The sequence below is a fragment of the Microvirga massiliensis genome, from assembly GCF_001006805.1.
Lineage (GTDB): Bacteria > Pseudomonadota > Alphaproteobacteria > Rhizobiales > Beijerinckiaceae > Microvirga > Microvirga massiliensis.
Genome location: NZ_LN811350.1, coordinates 825,216 through 841,166, shown reverse-complemented (window position 1 = coordinate 841,166; position 15,951 = coordinate 825,216). Strand labels below are relative to the sequence as shown.

At 61.5% G+C, this 15,951-nt stretch carries 17 protein-coding genes; 12 read left to right on the top strand and 5 right to left on the bottom strand.

The window, feature by feature from the left end; genetic code table 11:
- Positions 1-12 precede the first annotated feature (12 nt).
- A complete protein-coding gene (locus tag BN1233_RS03870) occupies positions 13-426 on the bottom strand; it encodes a nuclear transport factor 2 family protein (protein ID WP_046862071.1) in 414 nt (137 codons plus the stop codon).
- 99 nt (positions 427-525) lie between these two features.
- On the opposite strand from BN1233_RS03870, the gene BN1233_RS03865 reads away from it, so the two are divergent.
- Entirely contained in the window at positions 526-1,128 is a 603-nt protein-coding gene (locus BN1233_RS03865) for a GNAT family N-acetyltransferase (protein WP_244470831.1), read from the top strand.
- Positions 1,125-2,000 carry a nitrilase-related carbon-nitrogen hydrolase gene (locus BN1233_RS03860; RefSeq protein WP_046862069.1) on the top strand — a complete coding sequence of 292 codons (876 nt, stop codon included), beginning with the start codon at positions 1,125-1,127 and terminating at the stop codon, positions 1,998-2,000. Before BN1233_RS03865 ends, BN1233_RS03860 begins: the two co-directional genes overlap by 4 nt.
- Positions 2,001-2,068: 68 nt before the next feature.
- Here BN1233_RS03860 and BN1233_RS03855 read toward each other — a convergent pair whose 3' ends face one another.
- Positions 2,069-2,380 carry an EthD family reductase gene (locus tag BN1233_RS03855; protein ID WP_046862068.1) on the bottom strand — a complete coding sequence of 104 codons (312 nt, stop codon included), beginning with the start codon at positions 2,378-2,380 and terminating at the stop codon, positions 2,069-2,071.
- A gap of 596 nt (positions 2,381-2,976) precedes the next feature.
- Here BN1233_RS03855 and BN1233_RS03850 point away from each other — a divergent pair.
- From BN1233_RS03850 to BN1233_RS03830, 5 genes are all read left to right on the top strand, one after another.
- Positions 2,977-3,495 (top strand): A24 family peptidase, encoded by a 519-nt coding sequence (locus tag BN1233_RS03850; protein ID WP_046862067.1) that lies wholly within the window; start codon positions 2,977-2,979, stop codon positions 3,493-3,495.
- A 12-nt stretch (positions 3,496-3,507) separates the two neighbouring features.
- Positions 3,508-4,269, top strand: coding sequence for a Flp pilus assembly protein CpaB (gene cpaB, locus BN1233_RS03845; RefSeq protein WP_046862066.1), 762 nt, complete (start codon positions 3,508-3,510; stop codon positions 4,267-4,269).
- Positions 4,270-4,421: 152 nt separating this feature from the next.
- Entirely contained in the window at positions 4,422-5,642 is a 1,221-nt protein-coding gene (locus BN1233_RS03840; protein ID WP_046862471.1) for a CpaE/TadZ family protein, read from the top strand.
- On the top strand, positions 5,639-6,148 hold the full coding sequence (locus BN1233_RS44425) for a TadE/TadG family type IV pilus assembly protein (RefSeq protein WP_048708799.1): 510 nt from the start codon (positions 5,639-5,641) through the stop codon (positions 6,146-6,148). The genes BN1233_RS03840 and BN1233_RS44425 overlap by 4 nt, the downstream gene beginning before the upstream one ends.
- A 5-nt stretch (positions 6,149-6,153) precedes the next feature.
- Positions 6,154-6,546, top strand: a complete 393-nt coding sequence (locus BN1233_RS03830) for a TadE/TadG family type IV pilus assembly protein (protein ID WP_280139424.1) — start codon at positions 6,154-6,156, stop codon at positions 6,544-6,546.
- 2 nt (positions 6,547-6,548) lie between these two features.
- Here BN1233_RS03830 and BN1233_RS03825 read toward each other — a convergent pair whose 3' ends face one another.
- Positions 6,549-7,067 (bottom strand): pilus assembly protein N-terminal domain-containing protein, encoded by a 519-nt coding sequence (locus BN1233_RS03825; RefSeq protein ID WP_052763690.1) that lies wholly within the window; start codon positions 7,065-7,067, stop codon positions 6,549-6,551.
- A gap of 318 nt (positions 7,068-7,385) precedes the next feature.
- Between BN1233_RS03825 and BN1233_RS03820 the strand changes: the two genes are divergently transcribed.
- The 5 genes from BN1233_RS03820 (at position 7,386) to BN1233_RS03800 (ending at position 12,464) form a co-directional block, all read left to right on the top strand.
- A complete protein-coding gene (locus tag BN1233_RS03820) occupies positions 7,386-7,568 on the top strand; it encodes a Flp family type IVb pilin (protein ID WP_046862064.1) in 183 nt (60 codons plus the stop codon).
- 94 nt (positions 7,569-7,662) lie between these two features.
- Positions 7,663-9,141 carry a TadA family conjugal transfer-associated ATPase gene (locus tag BN1233_RS03815; RefSeq protein ID WP_046862063.1) on the top strand — a complete coding sequence of 493 codons (1,479 nt, stop codon included), beginning with the start codon at positions 7,663-7,665 and terminating at the stop codon, positions 9,139-9,141.
- Between the two features lie 22 nt (positions 9,142-9,163).
- Complete coding sequence (locus tag BN1233_RS03810; protein WP_052763689.1) at positions 9,164-10,162, top strand: type II secretion system F family protein; 999 nt, start codon at positions 9,164-9,166, stop codon at positions 10,160-10,162.
- 9 nt (positions 10,163-10,171) lie between these two features.
- The gene (locus tag BN1233_RS03805) at positions 10,172-11,143 is read left to right on the top strand and encodes a type II secretion system F family protein (RefSeq protein ID WP_046862062.1); all 972 of its coding nucleotides are present in this window, start codon (positions 10,172-10,174) and stop codon (positions 11,141-11,143) included.
- 10 nt (positions 11,144-11,153) lie between these two features.
- Positions 11,154-12,464 (top strand): pilus assembly protein TadG-related protein, encoded by a 1,311-nt coding sequence (locus tag BN1233_RS03800; protein WP_052763688.1) that lies wholly within the window; start codon positions 11,154-11,156, stop codon positions 12,462-12,464.
- A gap of 57 nt (positions 12,465-12,521) precedes the next feature.
- On the opposite strand, the gene BN1233_RS03795 is transcribed toward BN1233_RS03800, so the two are convergent.
- Both BN1233_RS03795 and BN1233_RS03790 read right to left on the bottom strand, forming a co-directional pair.
- Positions 12,522-13,187 carry a LuxR C-terminal-related transcriptional regulator gene (locus tag BN1233_RS03795; RefSeq protein ID WP_046862061.1) on the bottom strand — a complete coding sequence of 222 codons (666 nt, stop codon included), beginning with the start codon at positions 13,185-13,187 and terminating at the stop codon, positions 12,522-12,524.
- A gap of 17 nt (positions 13,188-13,204) precedes the next feature.
- Positions 13,205-15,475 carry a hybrid sensor histidine kinase/response regulator gene (locus tag BN1233_RS03790; protein WP_052763687.1) on the bottom strand — a complete coding sequence of 757 codons (2,271 nt, stop codon included), beginning with the start codon at positions 15,473-15,475 and terminating at the stop codon, positions 13,205-13,207.
- Positions 15,476-15,951 lie beyond the last annotated feature (476 nt).

The following is a 15,951-nucleotide window of genomic DNA, read 5'->3' as shown; positions in this document are numbered from 1 at the left end:
TGAGTCAGACTCTCAGGCGTGATCCGATCCTGCGACCTGTGCGATCCAGTCCTTCAGGTTGTAATAGTTGGTCACGCGCGTGATCTTGCCGTTCCGGATCTCGAAGAAGGCGCCCGCGGGCAGCTCGTATGTCTGCCCGGCGGCCTTAGGCAGCCCTTCGTCGGTCGCCAGATACTCGCCGTGGACGATGAATTCAGCCGCAGCGCGGGTGCCGTCGGCGCTCGGCATAACGACGATGTCGGTGAGCCGCTCCCGGTAGCAGCGGTTCATGTGCTCCATGAAGGACCGGAAGGCTTCCTTGCCGGATTGCCGCGAGCCCTGGTTGATGTCGTGCACGACAGTCTCTTCGAGGAGATCGAGGAAGGCGGCCATATCGCCGGCGTTGAAAGCATCGTAATAGGCTCGGATCAGCTCGGTCGAATTCACCTGGAGAATCTCCTGTCAATGGTCGGTTCTGAAAAACGGAAGCGCACCGGCAGAGCCGGACTGCGCGGGAGCGTATAGGGAGCCTCGTCGGATTTGGGAATGCCGCAAGAACCAATGCACTTCGAGATCATCCAGGGCCCGGCGATCGAGCCCCATATCGACGACCTGGCCCGCCTGCGGATCAGCGTGTTCAGGGACTTTCCGTATCTCTATGACGGCTCGCCCGAATACGAGGCCCGGTATCTGTCGACCTATGCCCGCTCGCCCGACAGCGTGTTCGTTCTCGCGCTTGACGGCGACCGGGTCGTGGGCGCCTCGACCGGCATGCCAATGTCCGAAGAGACCGAGGAGGTAAAGACGCCTTTCCTGGCCCATGGCTGGGATCCCGAGCAGATCTTCTACTTCGGTGAATCGATTCTGCTGTCTGCCTATCGGGGCCGGGGCGTGGGCGTACGCTTTTTCGAGGAGCGGGAAAAGCATGCCCGCAATCTCGGGCGTTTCCGCTGGTGCACCTTCTGTGCGGTCGAACGTCCAGCGGATCATCCCCGGCGCCCGGCCGGTTACGTCCCGCTCAACGATTTCTGGCGCCGGCGCGGCTTCCAGCACCATCCCGAGCTGCACACCACATTCAGCTGGCGCGATCTCGACGAGGAGACGGAGAGCGCGAAGCCCATGTCCTTCTGGACCAAGGAACTGACTTGATGAAACTTGCTGCCTGCCAATACGCGATCGAACTCCACGAGACCTGGAACGATTATGCCGGGCATCTGAGCGCGCTCGTGAAGCGCGCGGCATCGGAGGGTGCGCAGCTCCTGCTTCTGCCGGAATATGCGGGGCTCGTCCTGACGGGACAGCTTCCCGAGTCGGTCCGGTCGGACCTGCACGCCTCGATCACGGACATGCAGCCGCTCATCCCGCGCTGGCTCGACCTCTGCGAGAGCCTCGCGCGCAGCCATGGCGTCCATCTGATGCCGGGCTCGGCGCCCGTCAGGGACGAGGACGGGCTCTATCGCAACCGCGCCTGGCTGTTCGGCCCCGACGGACTGCTCGGCACGCAGGACAAGCTCATCATGACGCGGTTCGAGCGGGAGCGATGGGGGATTTCCGCAGGCAAGGGATTGCGAGTCTTCGATACGAAGCTGGGGCGGCTCGGCATCCAGATCTGCTACGACAACGAGTTCCCGATCCCGGCAAGAGCGCTTGCCGAAAAGGGAGTGGACCTGATCCTGGCGCCGAGTTGCACCGATACCGAGGCCGGCGCCTATCGCGTGCGGATCGGAGCGCAGGCGCGAGCGCTCGAGAACCAGTTCGCGGTGCTGGTCTCGCCGACGGTCGGAATGGCGCCGTGGTCGCCCGCGCTCGACGAAAATTTCGGCCGGGCCGGCCTGTATGTGCCTCCGGATTACGGCATGCCTCCGAACGGCGTGGTCGCGGAGAGCAAAGAGTTCGCGCCTTCGACGAGCGAGTGGCTCCATTGCGAGATCGATCTCCGGGAGGTGCGCCGCCTGCGCAGCGAAGGCCAGGTCGCGACGCACAGGGACTGGCCGGAGCAGTTCACTCTCGTGAAAGGCTGATCACAATCGTAGCCCGGAAGGCTCGGCAGGATGCCTGCCGAGCGAAGCCGATCGTGGTTCGGCGAATGCTACCCGAGCGGCTCGTTGACCTGCAGAACCGGCTGCACGTTCGTGAATTTCGGGATATCGGCGAAGATCTCGGCCCCGTGCGCTTTCGAAGCTTCTTGAAAATCCTGCAGTGAGCGAAACGTGAGGAGCGCCATCACGGGATAGAGCGGCAGGCTGCCATCCGGCGTGTTCCTGCCTTTGACGAGGCGCACCTCTCCGAGACCCATCGACGTCCATCGCTCCTTCACGAGCGGGATGTGCGTGCCGAGATAGTAGGCTTCGTCGAAGGTGGCGTTCGGGCCGCCCGGATACATCACGCTGACCAGGATCATGGCTACTCCTCGAAGCTTGCAGCTTGACCGACGCCAGACCAGCACCGATTGCCGGACTGAGCAATACGGTCGAGAGAAACTTCTCGTCGTATAGTCACTGTGCCGGTTCCGGGCATGGCTGCTGCGCGCCAAGTCGACTCGACGTGTTCTTTGATCCACGCATTCCAGCGTGCTCGAGCGCGCTGCGATCCCGAGTGCAAAACCGCGGAGGCCAAGGATTTCAGCGCGCGTCTCTTCTGAAGCCCTCCAGCGAGTTGGCCTCGATCGCCCGGACGCGTGATGCGGACACACGTATCTGCTTCGAGGCGACATGCCGAAGGCCCGGGCGGATTGTCTACCCATTGGAGATGGATCCCGACAGTCCGGTGACGGGACCTCCTGTACGGGGGCGCGGGACAGCAGAATTGCAGGCAACCGGGATCCTTCCGAATTCCGTTACCGATTAATCCGTTCGCCCGGGTCGCTTCCGGGATGGACTAATCCATTCCGGCGAATGGTTTGGAACGAGGAGATCCACTAGGGATCCGCACCCGAGAGGCAATCGGCTCAACGCTGAGCCTCGAAACGTTCCCATATCTTGCGGAGGCGGCATCGGAATGATCGCGATTTCTGGGTCAGCCGCATTGGCTGCAACCGTCATCTTCACCTGTGGAATGGTCCTTGTCGCGATTCTCGACCTGACCACGATGAAAATTCCAAACCGGATCGTGCTGTCTCTCCTGGCTGCCTATCTGGTCTTCGCTCCACTCGCGGGGTTCGGCCCGATGGCCATCGGGTCGGATCTGGTTGCCGCCCTGTCCGTCCTGGCAGGAACATTCCTGTTCTTCATTCTCGGCTGGCTGGGCGGGGGAGACTCCAAGCTCGCTGCGGTGTCTGCTCTGTGGATCGGGACCGACAACGTTCTGGCCTATCTGCTCTACACGGCCGTGTTCGGTGGCGTTTTGACGGTCGTCCTGCTGAAGTTCAGAGCAATGGTTCTGCCGCCGAATTGGCTCGGTGCGCCCTGGCTGGCGCGCCTCCATTCGCCGAATGCGGGTGTTCCCTACGGCATTGCCCTGGCGTCGGCCGCCCTCTTCGTTTTCCCGCACACGCCGTGGATGTCGGCTCTCACATAGGCATCCAAGGAAATGATCCGTTTTCTCATTCTGGTTGTCGCGCTCGGCGCCGGCGGAATTGCAGCCTGGCTCGCTCTCTCGATGCAGCCCCGTGCTGTCCCTGCCACCGTGGTGGTCGAGGCTGCTCCCGTGGCCCCGAAAACCGAGATCCTGGTGGCTGCCGGCGATCTCAAGCAGGGCCAGAAACTGCAGGATTCCAACCTGCGCTGGCAGGTTTGGCCAGACGGCGCGATGAATCCGGGGTTCATCACACGCGCATCCCGTCCTGATGCCCTCCCCGAGCTGAGCGGATCCGTCGTGCGCAGCCATTTCGTAACAGGGGAGCCAATCCGTGAGGAAAAGCTGGCGCGTGCCGATTCCGGCTTTCTGGCCGCCATGTTGCCGTCGGGCCAGCGGGCCGTCGCGATCAGAGTCTCGGCGGAGAGCGCGGCCGGTGGGTTCATTCTGCCAAACGACCGGGTCGACGTGATCCGGACCATCGTCGGCGACGGCCATGCCCAGAGCCAGGTCATTCTGGGGAACATCAGAGTCCTCGCGATCGACCAGAAGGCCGACGAGACGAAAGGAGAAGCCGCCGTGATCGGCAAGACCGCAACGCTGGAACTGTCCCCCGAGCAAGCCGAGATCCTGTCCGGAGCACAGGCAGTCGGCGTCCTGTCGCTCGCACTCCGCTCCGTGGCGGATGGCGACGAGGAGCCGAGGGTGCAACGCCGAGCAAGCGACTCCATCCGCATCCTTCGGGCGGGACGAAGCGAATACGTCAAGATTCAATGATGCAACTGGCAAAACGCGCATTTGCCGAAGAGCCGACAACGCTCCTCGCGCGCGACAGGAACCGTGATCTCATCGCTGGGCCGAAGCAACCGGCCCGATCGGCCGTCGTGGACGATCGTCCGGACGCTCGGGTTGCCGATCACCCCCTCGAGATGCGGGCCCTCGAGGCCAGGCGAGTTCCCAGGATCATCATCGAGGCCTTTTATGAAAGCCCCGCCGTTGCCCAGGCCATCGAGGCCGCAGCGGGCGACCGGGCCATGGCACGCGCGAGTCTCTCCCTGCACCCGGGAGGCATCCCGGCCGCGACCGAGCATTTTCGGCAGTCGAACACGCCGAGCCTGATCATCGTCGAGAGCCGGGCAGAAGGGGCATCGCTGCTTCACGAACTCGATGGGCTCGCCGCCGTCTGTGACGACCGCACGAAGGTGCTCGTGCTCGGCTCCACGAACGACATCTCGCTTTATCGGGAAGTTATCAAGCGGGGCGTGAGCGAATACATGCTCACGCCGTTCGATCCCCTGTCGCTCATTGCCACGATCGCGGGGATATTCTCCGATGCCTCGTCAGCCAAGCTCGGACGGGTTTATGCCTTCATCGGGGCCAAGGGCGGGGTGGGCTCGTCGACGATCGCTCACAACACGGGGTGGACGATCGCCAGCAGCTTCGGAGTCGACGTGCTCCTCGCCGATATGGATCTCCCGTTCGGCACCGGAAGCCTGGACTTCAATCAGGACACGAACCAGGGAATCGCCGAAGCCATCCACGATGCCGGCCGGCTCGACGAAATGCTCCTCGACCGACTCGTGACGAAGTGCGACAACCATTTCAGTCTGCTGGCAGCACCCGTTGCGCTCGACAGGGACTACGATCTGGCCGAGACGGCATTCGAGCCTTTGCTCGACGTAGCGCAGGCGAGCTTCCCGTTCGTGATCCTGGACATCCCGCATCTCTGGTCGGGGTGGGCCAAGCGAGCGCTGGCCTCTGCGGACGAGGTGGTCATTACGGCAGCACCCGATCTGGCGAACCTCAGGAATGCGAAGAACATAGTCGCATTTCTAAAGCAGACCCGTCCGAACGATCCGCCGCCCAAGCTTATTCTCAACCAGGTCGGATTGCCAAAGCGCCCCGAGATCAAACCCCGCGAGTTCGTGGGCGCGATCCAGATCGAACCGCTCGCTACGCTTCCGTTCGAATCTCTCGTCTTCGGGAAGGCCGCCAACAACGGTCAGATGATCGCACAGGTCGCCCCGAAACACCCGGTTGCGGCGAGCTTCGCGGAAGTGGCACGCATCATCTCGGGCCGAAACTCCGTCAAGCCCAGACGCGGCTTGAGCCTTCCTTCGCTCTTCAAACGCCGAAGGGATAAGAGATGATCTTGAGGCTGTCGGTCATGTCAGGAATCGACAGGATTCGATGCTGGTTCTCGACATGGCGGCTGGATGAAGGCGGTGTGTCGGCTATCGAGTTCGCCCTCATCGCGCCGCTTCTGGTGTTCGGTTTGCTGGGAACCATCGATATCGGGCTTGCGGTACGCGAGCGCATGAACATCGACACCGTGCTCCGCGCAGGAGCTCACGGGGCCATGTCAGATCGCGGAGAAGAATTCGTTCTTCAGATCATGCGGACCACGGCCCTGGAGAACTTCTCCCTGACGCAGCAGGAGGCGGGCACGACCGGCAAGGGACTCCTGAGCCCCGAAGCACACCGCTACTGCGCCTGTCCAAGCAATCCCGAGTCCTCCGTGACGTGCTCGACCAAGTGCATGGGACCGATATCATCGCCGTTTGTCTTTTATCGCTTGTCGGCAGAGAAAAAATACGAGGGCATGATTCTGCCGATCATTGGCTTCAACCCATCCGTTCAGGTCCAGGTTCGGTAAAGCTCGTGCGGCGCCCATCCGGATTTTCTCACTGCGAGTCGGGCTCGGCGGCGGTCGAGTTCGCGATGGTCGGCTTGACGGTGATCCTCCTTGCCATCGGGATCATCGAGTTCGGCCGGGGTCTCTATCTTCGAAACGAGCTGACCTACCTGGTTGACCTGGCGGCTCGCCGGATCCTGATTCGGCCGGGTGTTCCGGACGATCGCCTGCAGGACGAAATTCGCTCGGCGTTCTCAGGCAATCAGCATAACCTGCAGGTGACGATCACGACCGAGACCGTCGAAGAGATCCCGTTCCGGACAGTCTCGGTCAGCTACCCCTTGGAACTCCTCGTTCCCGGCCTGCATGACGGCAGGATCGTTCTTCAGGCCCATCAGCGCGTTCCCGAACTCCCGTAGATCTACTGGTCTGCGCGTCCGTTGGCGAAATCCTGCCGTCCCTGGATCTGGCTCTTCGTACTGTCGAAGTGCTGCGGATCGTCTCCTACCGACAGGACCGGTGCACAAGCGCCGGGGCAGGCATAGGTCTGCCGCTTCGTCCCGTGATAGACTCTTTTGAGGCGCCTTCCGGGCGCGACCTCCACGGTCATGTTCGCGACTTCGTTCTGCGCCTCGTCGAGAACGATGACGTTCGTTCGCCCCTCGGTCTTGCCCGTCAGAACGATCATGCGGTCTCCGTTAATCGTGGCGTCGACGATACCCGGATTGCCGATGATGATGGTTCGGGCCGGTCTTTCCAACTTCAGGATCGAGGCAAAGTCGATCACAACACTGATATGTTCGCCGTCGGTGCGGGATGAGTCCCGTTCGCTGCTCCCGGCAGCAGACGCGGAGGATGACTCGTCGGCCGATACAGGGCTCGCGAGACCGAGCACTATGAGAGCACTCACGACTCCGCTGAGGAGACGATGGTCCGGCATCCTGACTCCAGTATCTACTTCAACCCTACTCAACGGGCCCTCTAAACCGAAATTCCACCCCGAAGTCTAGAGTCAGATCCAGAAGAGTCGAAGAATTCTGCAGCATATTTGACGTTTAACGAAAGAAATTTACAGGACTAATGCGTTCACCCTAAGCCCCACGACATGGATTAATGCATCAGGGCGAATGGATGAAAGGCAGGCGAATCGGTAGATGAAATCATCCCAAGCCGAGGAGCAGTCCCGCTCAGTGTCTTGGGCGCTGACTGGCGGCTCTGGACGCAATTGCAGCTCATCAACCCTTTTCGAGGATCCATTATGAATAAGCTCATCGCTCGTTTCGCGAAGGACGAATCCGGCGCAACCGCTATCGAATATGGTCTCATTGCTGCTCTCATTTCGGTTGTCATCATCGGTGCGGTGACGACACTCGGCGGAAACCTCGAAGGTATCTTCGACGAGCTCGCGAGCAAGGTTAAGGCTCCGGCGACTGGTACGTAATTCAGGCCGGGAGTGACTTTGCAGAAGGGGCTTCGGCCCCTTCTTTTATTTGAATTTTGCACTCTGCAGGTGCTCAAGATCCGGGATCGGCGAGATGGCGTTTGGAAAGCGTTCGGCGCAGGACGAATTCCCTGATACCGCCCACAATCTGCGAGAGAGCCAGAAGCCACGCCGTGGTGGCGCGCCACTGACAGTCGTGCCCCAACCAGTCGGCCTAAGGTCACAGGCGGGGATTGCCTCTGGGGAGAAGGTCAAGGGCAACCAGACCAGCCATCAGGACAAAACGAAGTCGGACGAGTATTATCAGACCAAGAGAATGGTCTTCGGAGCGCTAATCGAAGCCATCGATCTCGCCCAGCTTGCACGCCTCGACTCGGACGCGGCCCGGGAGGAGATCCGGGACATCGTCGCTGAGATCATTTCGCTGAAGAACGTCGTTGTGTCGACCGCCGAGCAGGAAGAGCTGCTCGAAGACATCTGCAACGACGTGCTGGGTTATGGCCCCCTCGAGCCGCTGCTCGCCCGCGATGACATCGCCGATATCATGGTGAACGGGGCAGATCAGACCTTCATCGAGGTCAGCGGCAAGATCGAGCTCACCGGCATTCGGTTTCGCGACAACCAGCAGCTGATGAACATCTGCCAGCGGATCGTCAGCCAAGTCGGGCGTCGCGTGGACGAAGCCTCTCCGATCTGCGACGCGCGTCTGCCCGACGGCTCGCGCGTGAACGTGATTGCACCGCCGCTCTCGATCGACGGGCCGGCGCTCACGATCCGCAAGTTCAAGAAGGACAAGCTGACCCTCGATCAGCTCGTCAAATTCGGGACGATCACGCCGGAGGGAGCCGAAATCCTCCAGATCATCGGGCGCGTGCGGTGTAACGTGATCGTGTCTGGCGGAACCGGATCGGGAAAGACAACCCTCCTCAACTGCCTGACGCGCTATATCGAGCCCGGTGAGCGGATCATCACCTGCGAGGATGCGGCGGAACTGCAACTCCAGCAGCCCCATGTCGTGCGGCTCGAAACCCGGCCGCCTAATCTCGAAGGCGAGGGTCAGATCACGATGCGGGATCTGGTCAAGAACTGTCTCCGGATGCGGCCCGAGCGGATCATCGTCGGCGAGGTGCGCGGTCCGGAAGCGTTCGATCTCCTGCAGGCCATGAACACCGGCCACGACGGCTCGATGGGAACCCTTCACGCCAACTCGCCCCGCGAAGCGCTGTCGCGCATCGAATCCATGATCACCATGGGTGGCTATACGCTGCCGTCCCGCACCATTCGCGAAATGATGGTCTCCTCGATCGACGTGATCGTGCAGGCTGCCCGCCTTCGGGATGGAACACGGCGCATCACCCACATCACCGAGGTGCTCGGGCTCGAAGGTGATGTGATCATCACGCAGGATCTCTTCGTCTACGACATCGTCGGCGAGGATGCGCATGGCCGGATCATCGGCCGTCATCGGTCCACCGGGATCGGCCGTCCGCGCTTCTGGGACCGCGCCCGCTATTTCGGCGAGGAAAAACGCCTCGCTGCCGCTCTGGATGCCGCCGAACAGGCGGCCGCCTGATAGCCGATCGGGAAAATCATTCATGCTGTCGCCGGATCTCGCGCCCATCGCGATCGCCATGCTGGTCGGCCTATGCGCGATCGGACTTGTCATCTCTCTCCTCTATTCACGTGTCGCAGGACAGTCGCCGGCTGAAATGCGACGAAAATCCATCGCATCGGTGGGTGTCTCATCCGACGGTCGTTCGGCCCTGCCGGATGAGGTCCGCCGCAGGCGCAAGGTCGAAGCCACCTTGCGCGACATGGACGAGAAACAGAAGTCCAAGGCGAGCCGGAAGCCGACCCTGAAGACGAGGATGAGCCAGGCCGGGCTGAGCTGGGACAAGCGGACCTATTACGTCGTGTCCCTCGTGGCGGGATGCGCGTCGTTCGTGACGGCGAGCGCGCTGTTCCAGATCGGCGCAGTACCCGCCATCGGCTTCGGAATTGCCGGCGGGTTGCTGCTGCCGCACATGTATGTGGGGAGCAAGCGCAAGCAGCGCCTGAAGCGGTTCAGCGCCGAGTTCCCGAACGCGGTGGACATCATCGTGCGGGGCGTCAAGGCAGGCCTCCCTCTCGTAGACTGCCTCAAGGTGATCTCCCTCGAAGCCCAAGAACCGGTCCGGAGCGAGTTCAAGGCCATCATCGAGGACCAGGCGCTGGGCATTCCCCTGGACGAGGCCGTTCAACGCCTGAACGAGAGAGTCCCGCTGCAGGAAGCAAATTTCTTTGCGATCGTGATCGCGATCCAGAGCCGAACCGGCGGCAGCCTCTCGGAGGCCCTGGGAAATCTGTCCAAGGTTCTGCGCGAGCGCACCAAGATGCAGGCCAAGATCCGGGCGATGAGCTCCGAGGCAAAGGCATCCGGAGGAATCATCGGAGCCCTGCCGATCATCGTGGCGGTGCTCGTCTATCTGACGACTCCGAAATACATCTCCCTCCTCTTCACGACCTTCACTGGCAATCTGGTTCTCGCAGCCTCCGCTCTGTGGATGGGAATCGGGATTCTCGTGATGCGCAAGATGATCAACTTCGATTTCTGAGGCGGCACCATGAGCCTCCGCATTCTCACGGCCAACACCGAGCTGATCGTCGCCCTTTCAGCGGCTTTGTCGGCCTTCTCGGCCATCATCCTGGTCATGTGGCCGTACCTCGCTCGGGATCAGCTCAGCGTCCGGATGGCCGGGGTCGCGGCGGAGCGGGAGCGGATACGCCTGCGCGAGCGATCCCGTCTCAATGCGGAGAAGAGACAAGGATCCCTGCGAAGCGAGCCGCGAAAGCTGTTTCGCGAAATCGTCGACCGATTCAACCTGTCGAAGCAAGCCGATGACGGCGAGCTCGTCCAGACGCTGCGCAGAGCTGGATTCCGCGGTCAGGGGCCGGTCATTACATTCCTGGCCACAAGACTGATCGCGCCGGTCGTGATGTTCGCTGTCACCTTATTCTACGTTTTCGCGGTACTCCGGCTGCAGCACCCCTTCTTCGTGAAGGTGGGGATCGCGATCGCCGCCGGCGGTCTCGGATACTTTGCACCGTCCGTCTATATCAGAAACAGAACCGTGAAGCGCCAGCAGGAGATCAGGCGAGCCTGGCCGGACGCGCTCGACCTCCTTCTGATCTGCGTGGAATCGGGAATGGGCGTCGAGAGCGCGTTCCGAAAGGTCGCCGAAGAGATCGGCTCCCAGTCGAGCGCCTTGGCCGAGGAGTTGAGTCTCACGACGGCCGAGCTCTCGTACCTTCAGGACCGCCGTAAGGCCTACGAGAATCTGGGCGAGCGTACCGGCCTGGAGGGTGTCAGGGGCGTGGTCACCAGCCTGATCCAGTCGGAGAAATACGGCACGCCGCTCGGTCAGTCGCTCCGCGTGCTCGCCCAGGAGAACAGGGACATCCGAATGAGCGAGGCGGAGAAGAAAGCCGCCGCTCTTCCTCCGAAGCTGACGGTTCCGATGATCCTGTTCTTCCTTCCGGTCCTGTTCGCGGTGATCCTGACCCCCGCGATCATCCAGATCGCGAAGCTTCAATAGGATTGCCGGGATGGTTCGTTCTCGAGATTTCCCGGTCGGACGCAAGGCATTGCGGCGCGGGCTACCGCCGGTTCTGGCGAAGATCGGCGCCATTCGATCCGATACATCCGGTTCCGTGGCGATCCTGGCGGCCGTTCTTTTCCCGATCGTGATCGGGGGAATGGGATTGGGCGCCGAGGTTGGTTCCTGGTACTTTGCCCAGCGCAAGCTTCAACACGCTGCCGACGTCTCCGCCCATGCCGGGGCCGTGCGGAAGCGTGCCGGGGACGCAACCAACGGAATCGTCGCGGCAGCAACTTACATCGCAACGAAATCCGGCTTTTCTCCGGAAGAAGGAAGGATCGAGGTCAATACACCTCCTGTGAGCGGAAGCAGAGCCGGGGATGGAAAGAGCGTCGAGGTCGTCCTCTCCGAAAATCAGCCTCCGCTCTTTACCTCCGTGTTCCGGGACGAACCTATCGTCATACGGGCTCGCGCAGTCGTGAAGCTCTATGCCGCTTCGCAAGCGTGTGTTCTCGCTTTGTCGCCGACGGCGAGCGGCGCGGTGACCATCGCTGGATCGACGGTCGTCACGATCGACGGGTGCGATGTCGCCTCGAACTCCCGCGCCGAGGATTCCCTGCAGATGAACGGAGGAGGCCAACTGAAGGCCGACTGCGTCTACACCGTCGGGAAGGCCAGCATCTCGCAAAACCTCGACCTGAATCGATGCGAGAGCGTTGTCGAGAACTCGCCACCGATTCCCGACCCGTACGCTCATGTTCCGGAGCCCGAGGTGACCGGCGCCTGCAGATCGGGGAAACTCGACAGCGCGACGCTGACTCCTCTCGATCCTCATCCGAGCGGAGTGAGTTCGATGCGCATCTGCGGAGGCCTCGACATCAAGGGAACGGCCGTTTTCTCGCCGGGCCTCTACATTATCGACGGCGGCGAGTTCGTCGCCAATGCCGGCTCGGTGCTGTCCGGTTCGGGCGTCACTTTCTACCTCACCAACGGGGCAAGCCTGCAATTCAATGGTGGCGCAACCATCAACCTAGCCGCTCCGACCGAGGGTCCCTACTCGGGCCTTCTCTTCTTTGGCGAACGGGACAGCACGGCGAAGGGGAACCAGGTGAACGGCAATGCCGGCTCCACGTTCGACGGTGCAATCTACATTCCAGCGTCGAGCGTAGACTATTCAGGTAAGGCTTCGGTGAGCGGTTGCACGCAGATCATCGGCAAGACCGTGACGTTTACGGGTAACTCCGAGGTCAGAGCCAATTGCAGAGCAGCCGGAACGGAGGACATCGCCACGAGCCACGTGATCAAGTTCGAGGAATGAGGCCAGCCCGGATGTCCAGCGGACCGGCCGTCCGTACGAATGATATGAGAGGCGTGCTCACAGGAACCGCGCTCCGATCGCCGCGGCCTCTGCCCGGCTATTGACCCCGAGGTTCTTGTAGAGGGCGGCCATGTGGACCTTGATGGTTCCCTCGCCAAGCTTCAGTGCCCGTGCGATCTCCTTGTTCGAATTGCCCTTGACCAGCAGCATGAGGACTTGCCGCTGACGGGGGGTGAGCGAGGCGACGGCCTCATTGACGGATCGCGCAGGACGCTCGCTCCAGATTCCGGAGGGATCGTCCTCGTCTGAGGAGATGTCGGTGATCGAAGGCGGCACATACACCCACCCTTCCATGATCATCCTGAGGGCTCGCGAGAGTTCCACGATCGAGAGGTCCTTCGGCACATATCCGTGCACGCCGGCGTCCAGGCCCGTGAGGACGTCCTTGCGGTCCTTTGAGCTCGAAACGACGGCGACGCGCGTGCCGGGAAAATGCTCGCGGACGGTCCTGAGACTGCCGGCGCTGTCCATGCCGGGCATCTTCAAGTCGAACAACCCGAGCGCAATGTCAGTGTGGGCGGCAAGCTGCTCGAGCGCCTCGTCATAGGAGCCCGTCTCGATAACGTCAGAGAACCCCAACTGCTTCGTCAGGATCGTGTTGAGTGCGCTCCGAAAGAACTCATCGTCATCCGCCGTGATCGCAATAAGATCGTTGGTTCTCATTCCAGTTTCCGTACGTACTATCGTGGTCCATAGGCTGGTTCCAAGCGCTCGAGCGCCCGGGAAGCCATCTCGTAGACATTGGTCGACTCTGCCCTGGCTTCGGCATAGATGGCTGGCAGGTCCCTTCCCGTTCGGCATGCTTGCTGGAGTTTGATGCTGAGCTGGGAGAGTTCCGAAAAGCCCAACACCGAACAACGGGACACCAGCGTATGAGCGTTTCGGGCAAGCTCATCCCGATCAATTCCATCAACAGCCGAACTCCGGAAAGTGGCGTCGAGTTGTTGGAGAAGCTCGGAAAGGCCGCGGACTACCCACTCGCGGCCCATGAGCTCACAAAGACCTTCGATACCCTGATCATAGATCTCTGCCGGTTCACGCATGGCCGGTGGGGCCACTTCCTCGCCATGCTCATCGCCCCACGGCAACCACGCGTGGACGATGGCGAGAAGCTCATCCGGCGAGTAGGGCTTGCCGAGATGATCGTTCATTCCAGCCTTCCGGAAGGCCGTGACGTCCTGCGGAAGCACGTTGGCCGTCATCGCGATGATGGGCACATTTTTTGCAGGGTGATCGAGGTTGCGGATCAATTGCGTCGCCGCGACGCCGTCCATGCCGACCATCTGGATGTCCATGAGAACGAGGTCGTACGGGGCCACCTGGATTGCGGCAATGGCCTCGGATGCGCCGGGTGCCGTGTCGACGACATGGCCCGCGGACTCGAGCATCTTCCGGGCAAGATCCCGGTTCTGGTCGAGATCGTCGACGACTAGGATCCGAGCCGGTCGTCCGTAGTGGACCCGACTTTCGGCAGGCTTGATATCGGTGACCATCTCGCCTCTGGGGAGGGACAACTCGAACCAGAAGGTCGACCCGACGCCCTCCTGACTCTCGACGCCGATTTCACCTCCCATGAGGTCGACGAACCGCTTGCAGATGGCGAGACCGAGACCCGTGCCGCCGAAACGGCGGCTTGACGATTGGTCAAGTTGCGAGAATCGCTTGAAGAGTCGATCCAGCTGGTCCTTTGGAATTCCCGGACCGGTATCAGTGACGGAAAACCGCACGCACTCGCCGCTCTCGGTGGCGCCCCGGTGCTCGACCCGGAGAGTTACCTCTCCGTAATCCGTGAATTTCAGCGCGTTGTTGAGGAGGTTCAAAAGGATCTGCCTGAGGCGGGCGGCGTCGCCGACGAGAACTTCCGGCAACTCCGGATCGACGACTGAGCAGATTGGCAGCCTCTTCTGCTCGGCACCGGTCCTGACTATGGAAACGGTGTTGTCGACCAGGACGTGAAGCGCAAAGGGCTCAAAGGTGAGGCGCACCGCGCCGGCCTCGATCTTCGAGAACTCCAGGACGTCGTTGACCACCGTGAGCAGGGCCGAGCCGGCGCTCTGGATCCGGAGAGCGTAATCACGCAGTTCCGCAGTGAGGTCGCCGCTACGGAGAAGAAGTTCCGTGTAGCCGATGACGCCGTTCAGCGGCGTCCTGATTTCGTGGCTCATCGTCGCCAGGAAGTCGGTCTTCGCCGTGCTGGCCTGCTCCGCTTTCAGTTGAGCGGTCTGGGCGAGTTGACTCGCCTTGTTCAGATCACGCTCAATGCGGCTTCGCCGTTGGAGATCGTCTGCGACGGTCGCTGCGGCGACCATTGTCGCGATCGCAATCCCGGCGAGCAGCACAAGCGTGATCGCATCGGAAATTTTGGCCTGCCGCCGAACCTCAGCCGAGAGTTGACGGCTATTGCTCGCCTCCGTGACACGCATCCTCTCGACCAGCGAGCGGATCTCATCCGCAGCTCTCCCCCCCATACGGTTCCGAACCAGCTGGATGGCGGCGGCGGGACCAGCGACTTGGTCCACGACGGAGATCAGGTTGAGTTCCGCGAGCCGGTCGATGATGAAAAGGTCAAGGCGATGGGCGTCTGCTTCGAGGGAGGTTCCGGCAGTCGCCTCACGGAGAGCTGTAACGTGCTCCGGAAGCGCGATCTCGGCTCTTCGGAAGTGCCAGAGGAAATTCTGGTCCGATGTGAGGAGAACCCCGAGGAGGCCCGTCTCTGCGGCTTGCACGGTATCCAGGAGGTTCTGGATGATCATGCGGCGATCGAAGGATCGATCGAGCTCCTCACGATGCTGAGCGGTACGGTCTCCTTGGACAAGAATGAGGACAATGACCACCGGGAACAGAAGCCCGATCGCGACGACGACCAGGAGCGTAGCCTGTCGGATCTGCCGCCGGTCCGTGCTCGAGAGCCTGGAGTAAAATCCTCTCAGCCTGCCAGAGGCATCGAACATATTCCTCACCAGAATGAATACTGAAAACCGCGGGTGCTGAAAATGGGCCAGCTCTAATGCAAATGGCCAAGTCGATAAAGGCGAAAACAGGTCACATCGGGAAAGTACTGATTCCCCAAGGTAAGACGAGGTCGAGATCCCTCGTTTAGGGGACAGGTACCGGCCGCGAAGTTCGGCTTTATCGGGAACGCTAGGGGCGCTGCCTTAGAGCAGTGGACTGGGCAATGATTTCACTCGGCCGGTCCGCCGAAGCTCACTCCGTCTCCTGCCGGCGAAAACCGTCCGACGAGGTGATGCCGCGGTCGCCCGGATCGCTGCGGCTGGTCAGGGACGGGCCTCCAGTCGATCACCATGGCCCATCTCGGCGGTTACGGTCACGCTACACTGCAGGGGCTTACTTGGCATTCTCCCTGCTCGGAACGGATGGCGAGATGCAGTTCCATCTGACCTCCGGGTGACAAGGCACACAGGGGATA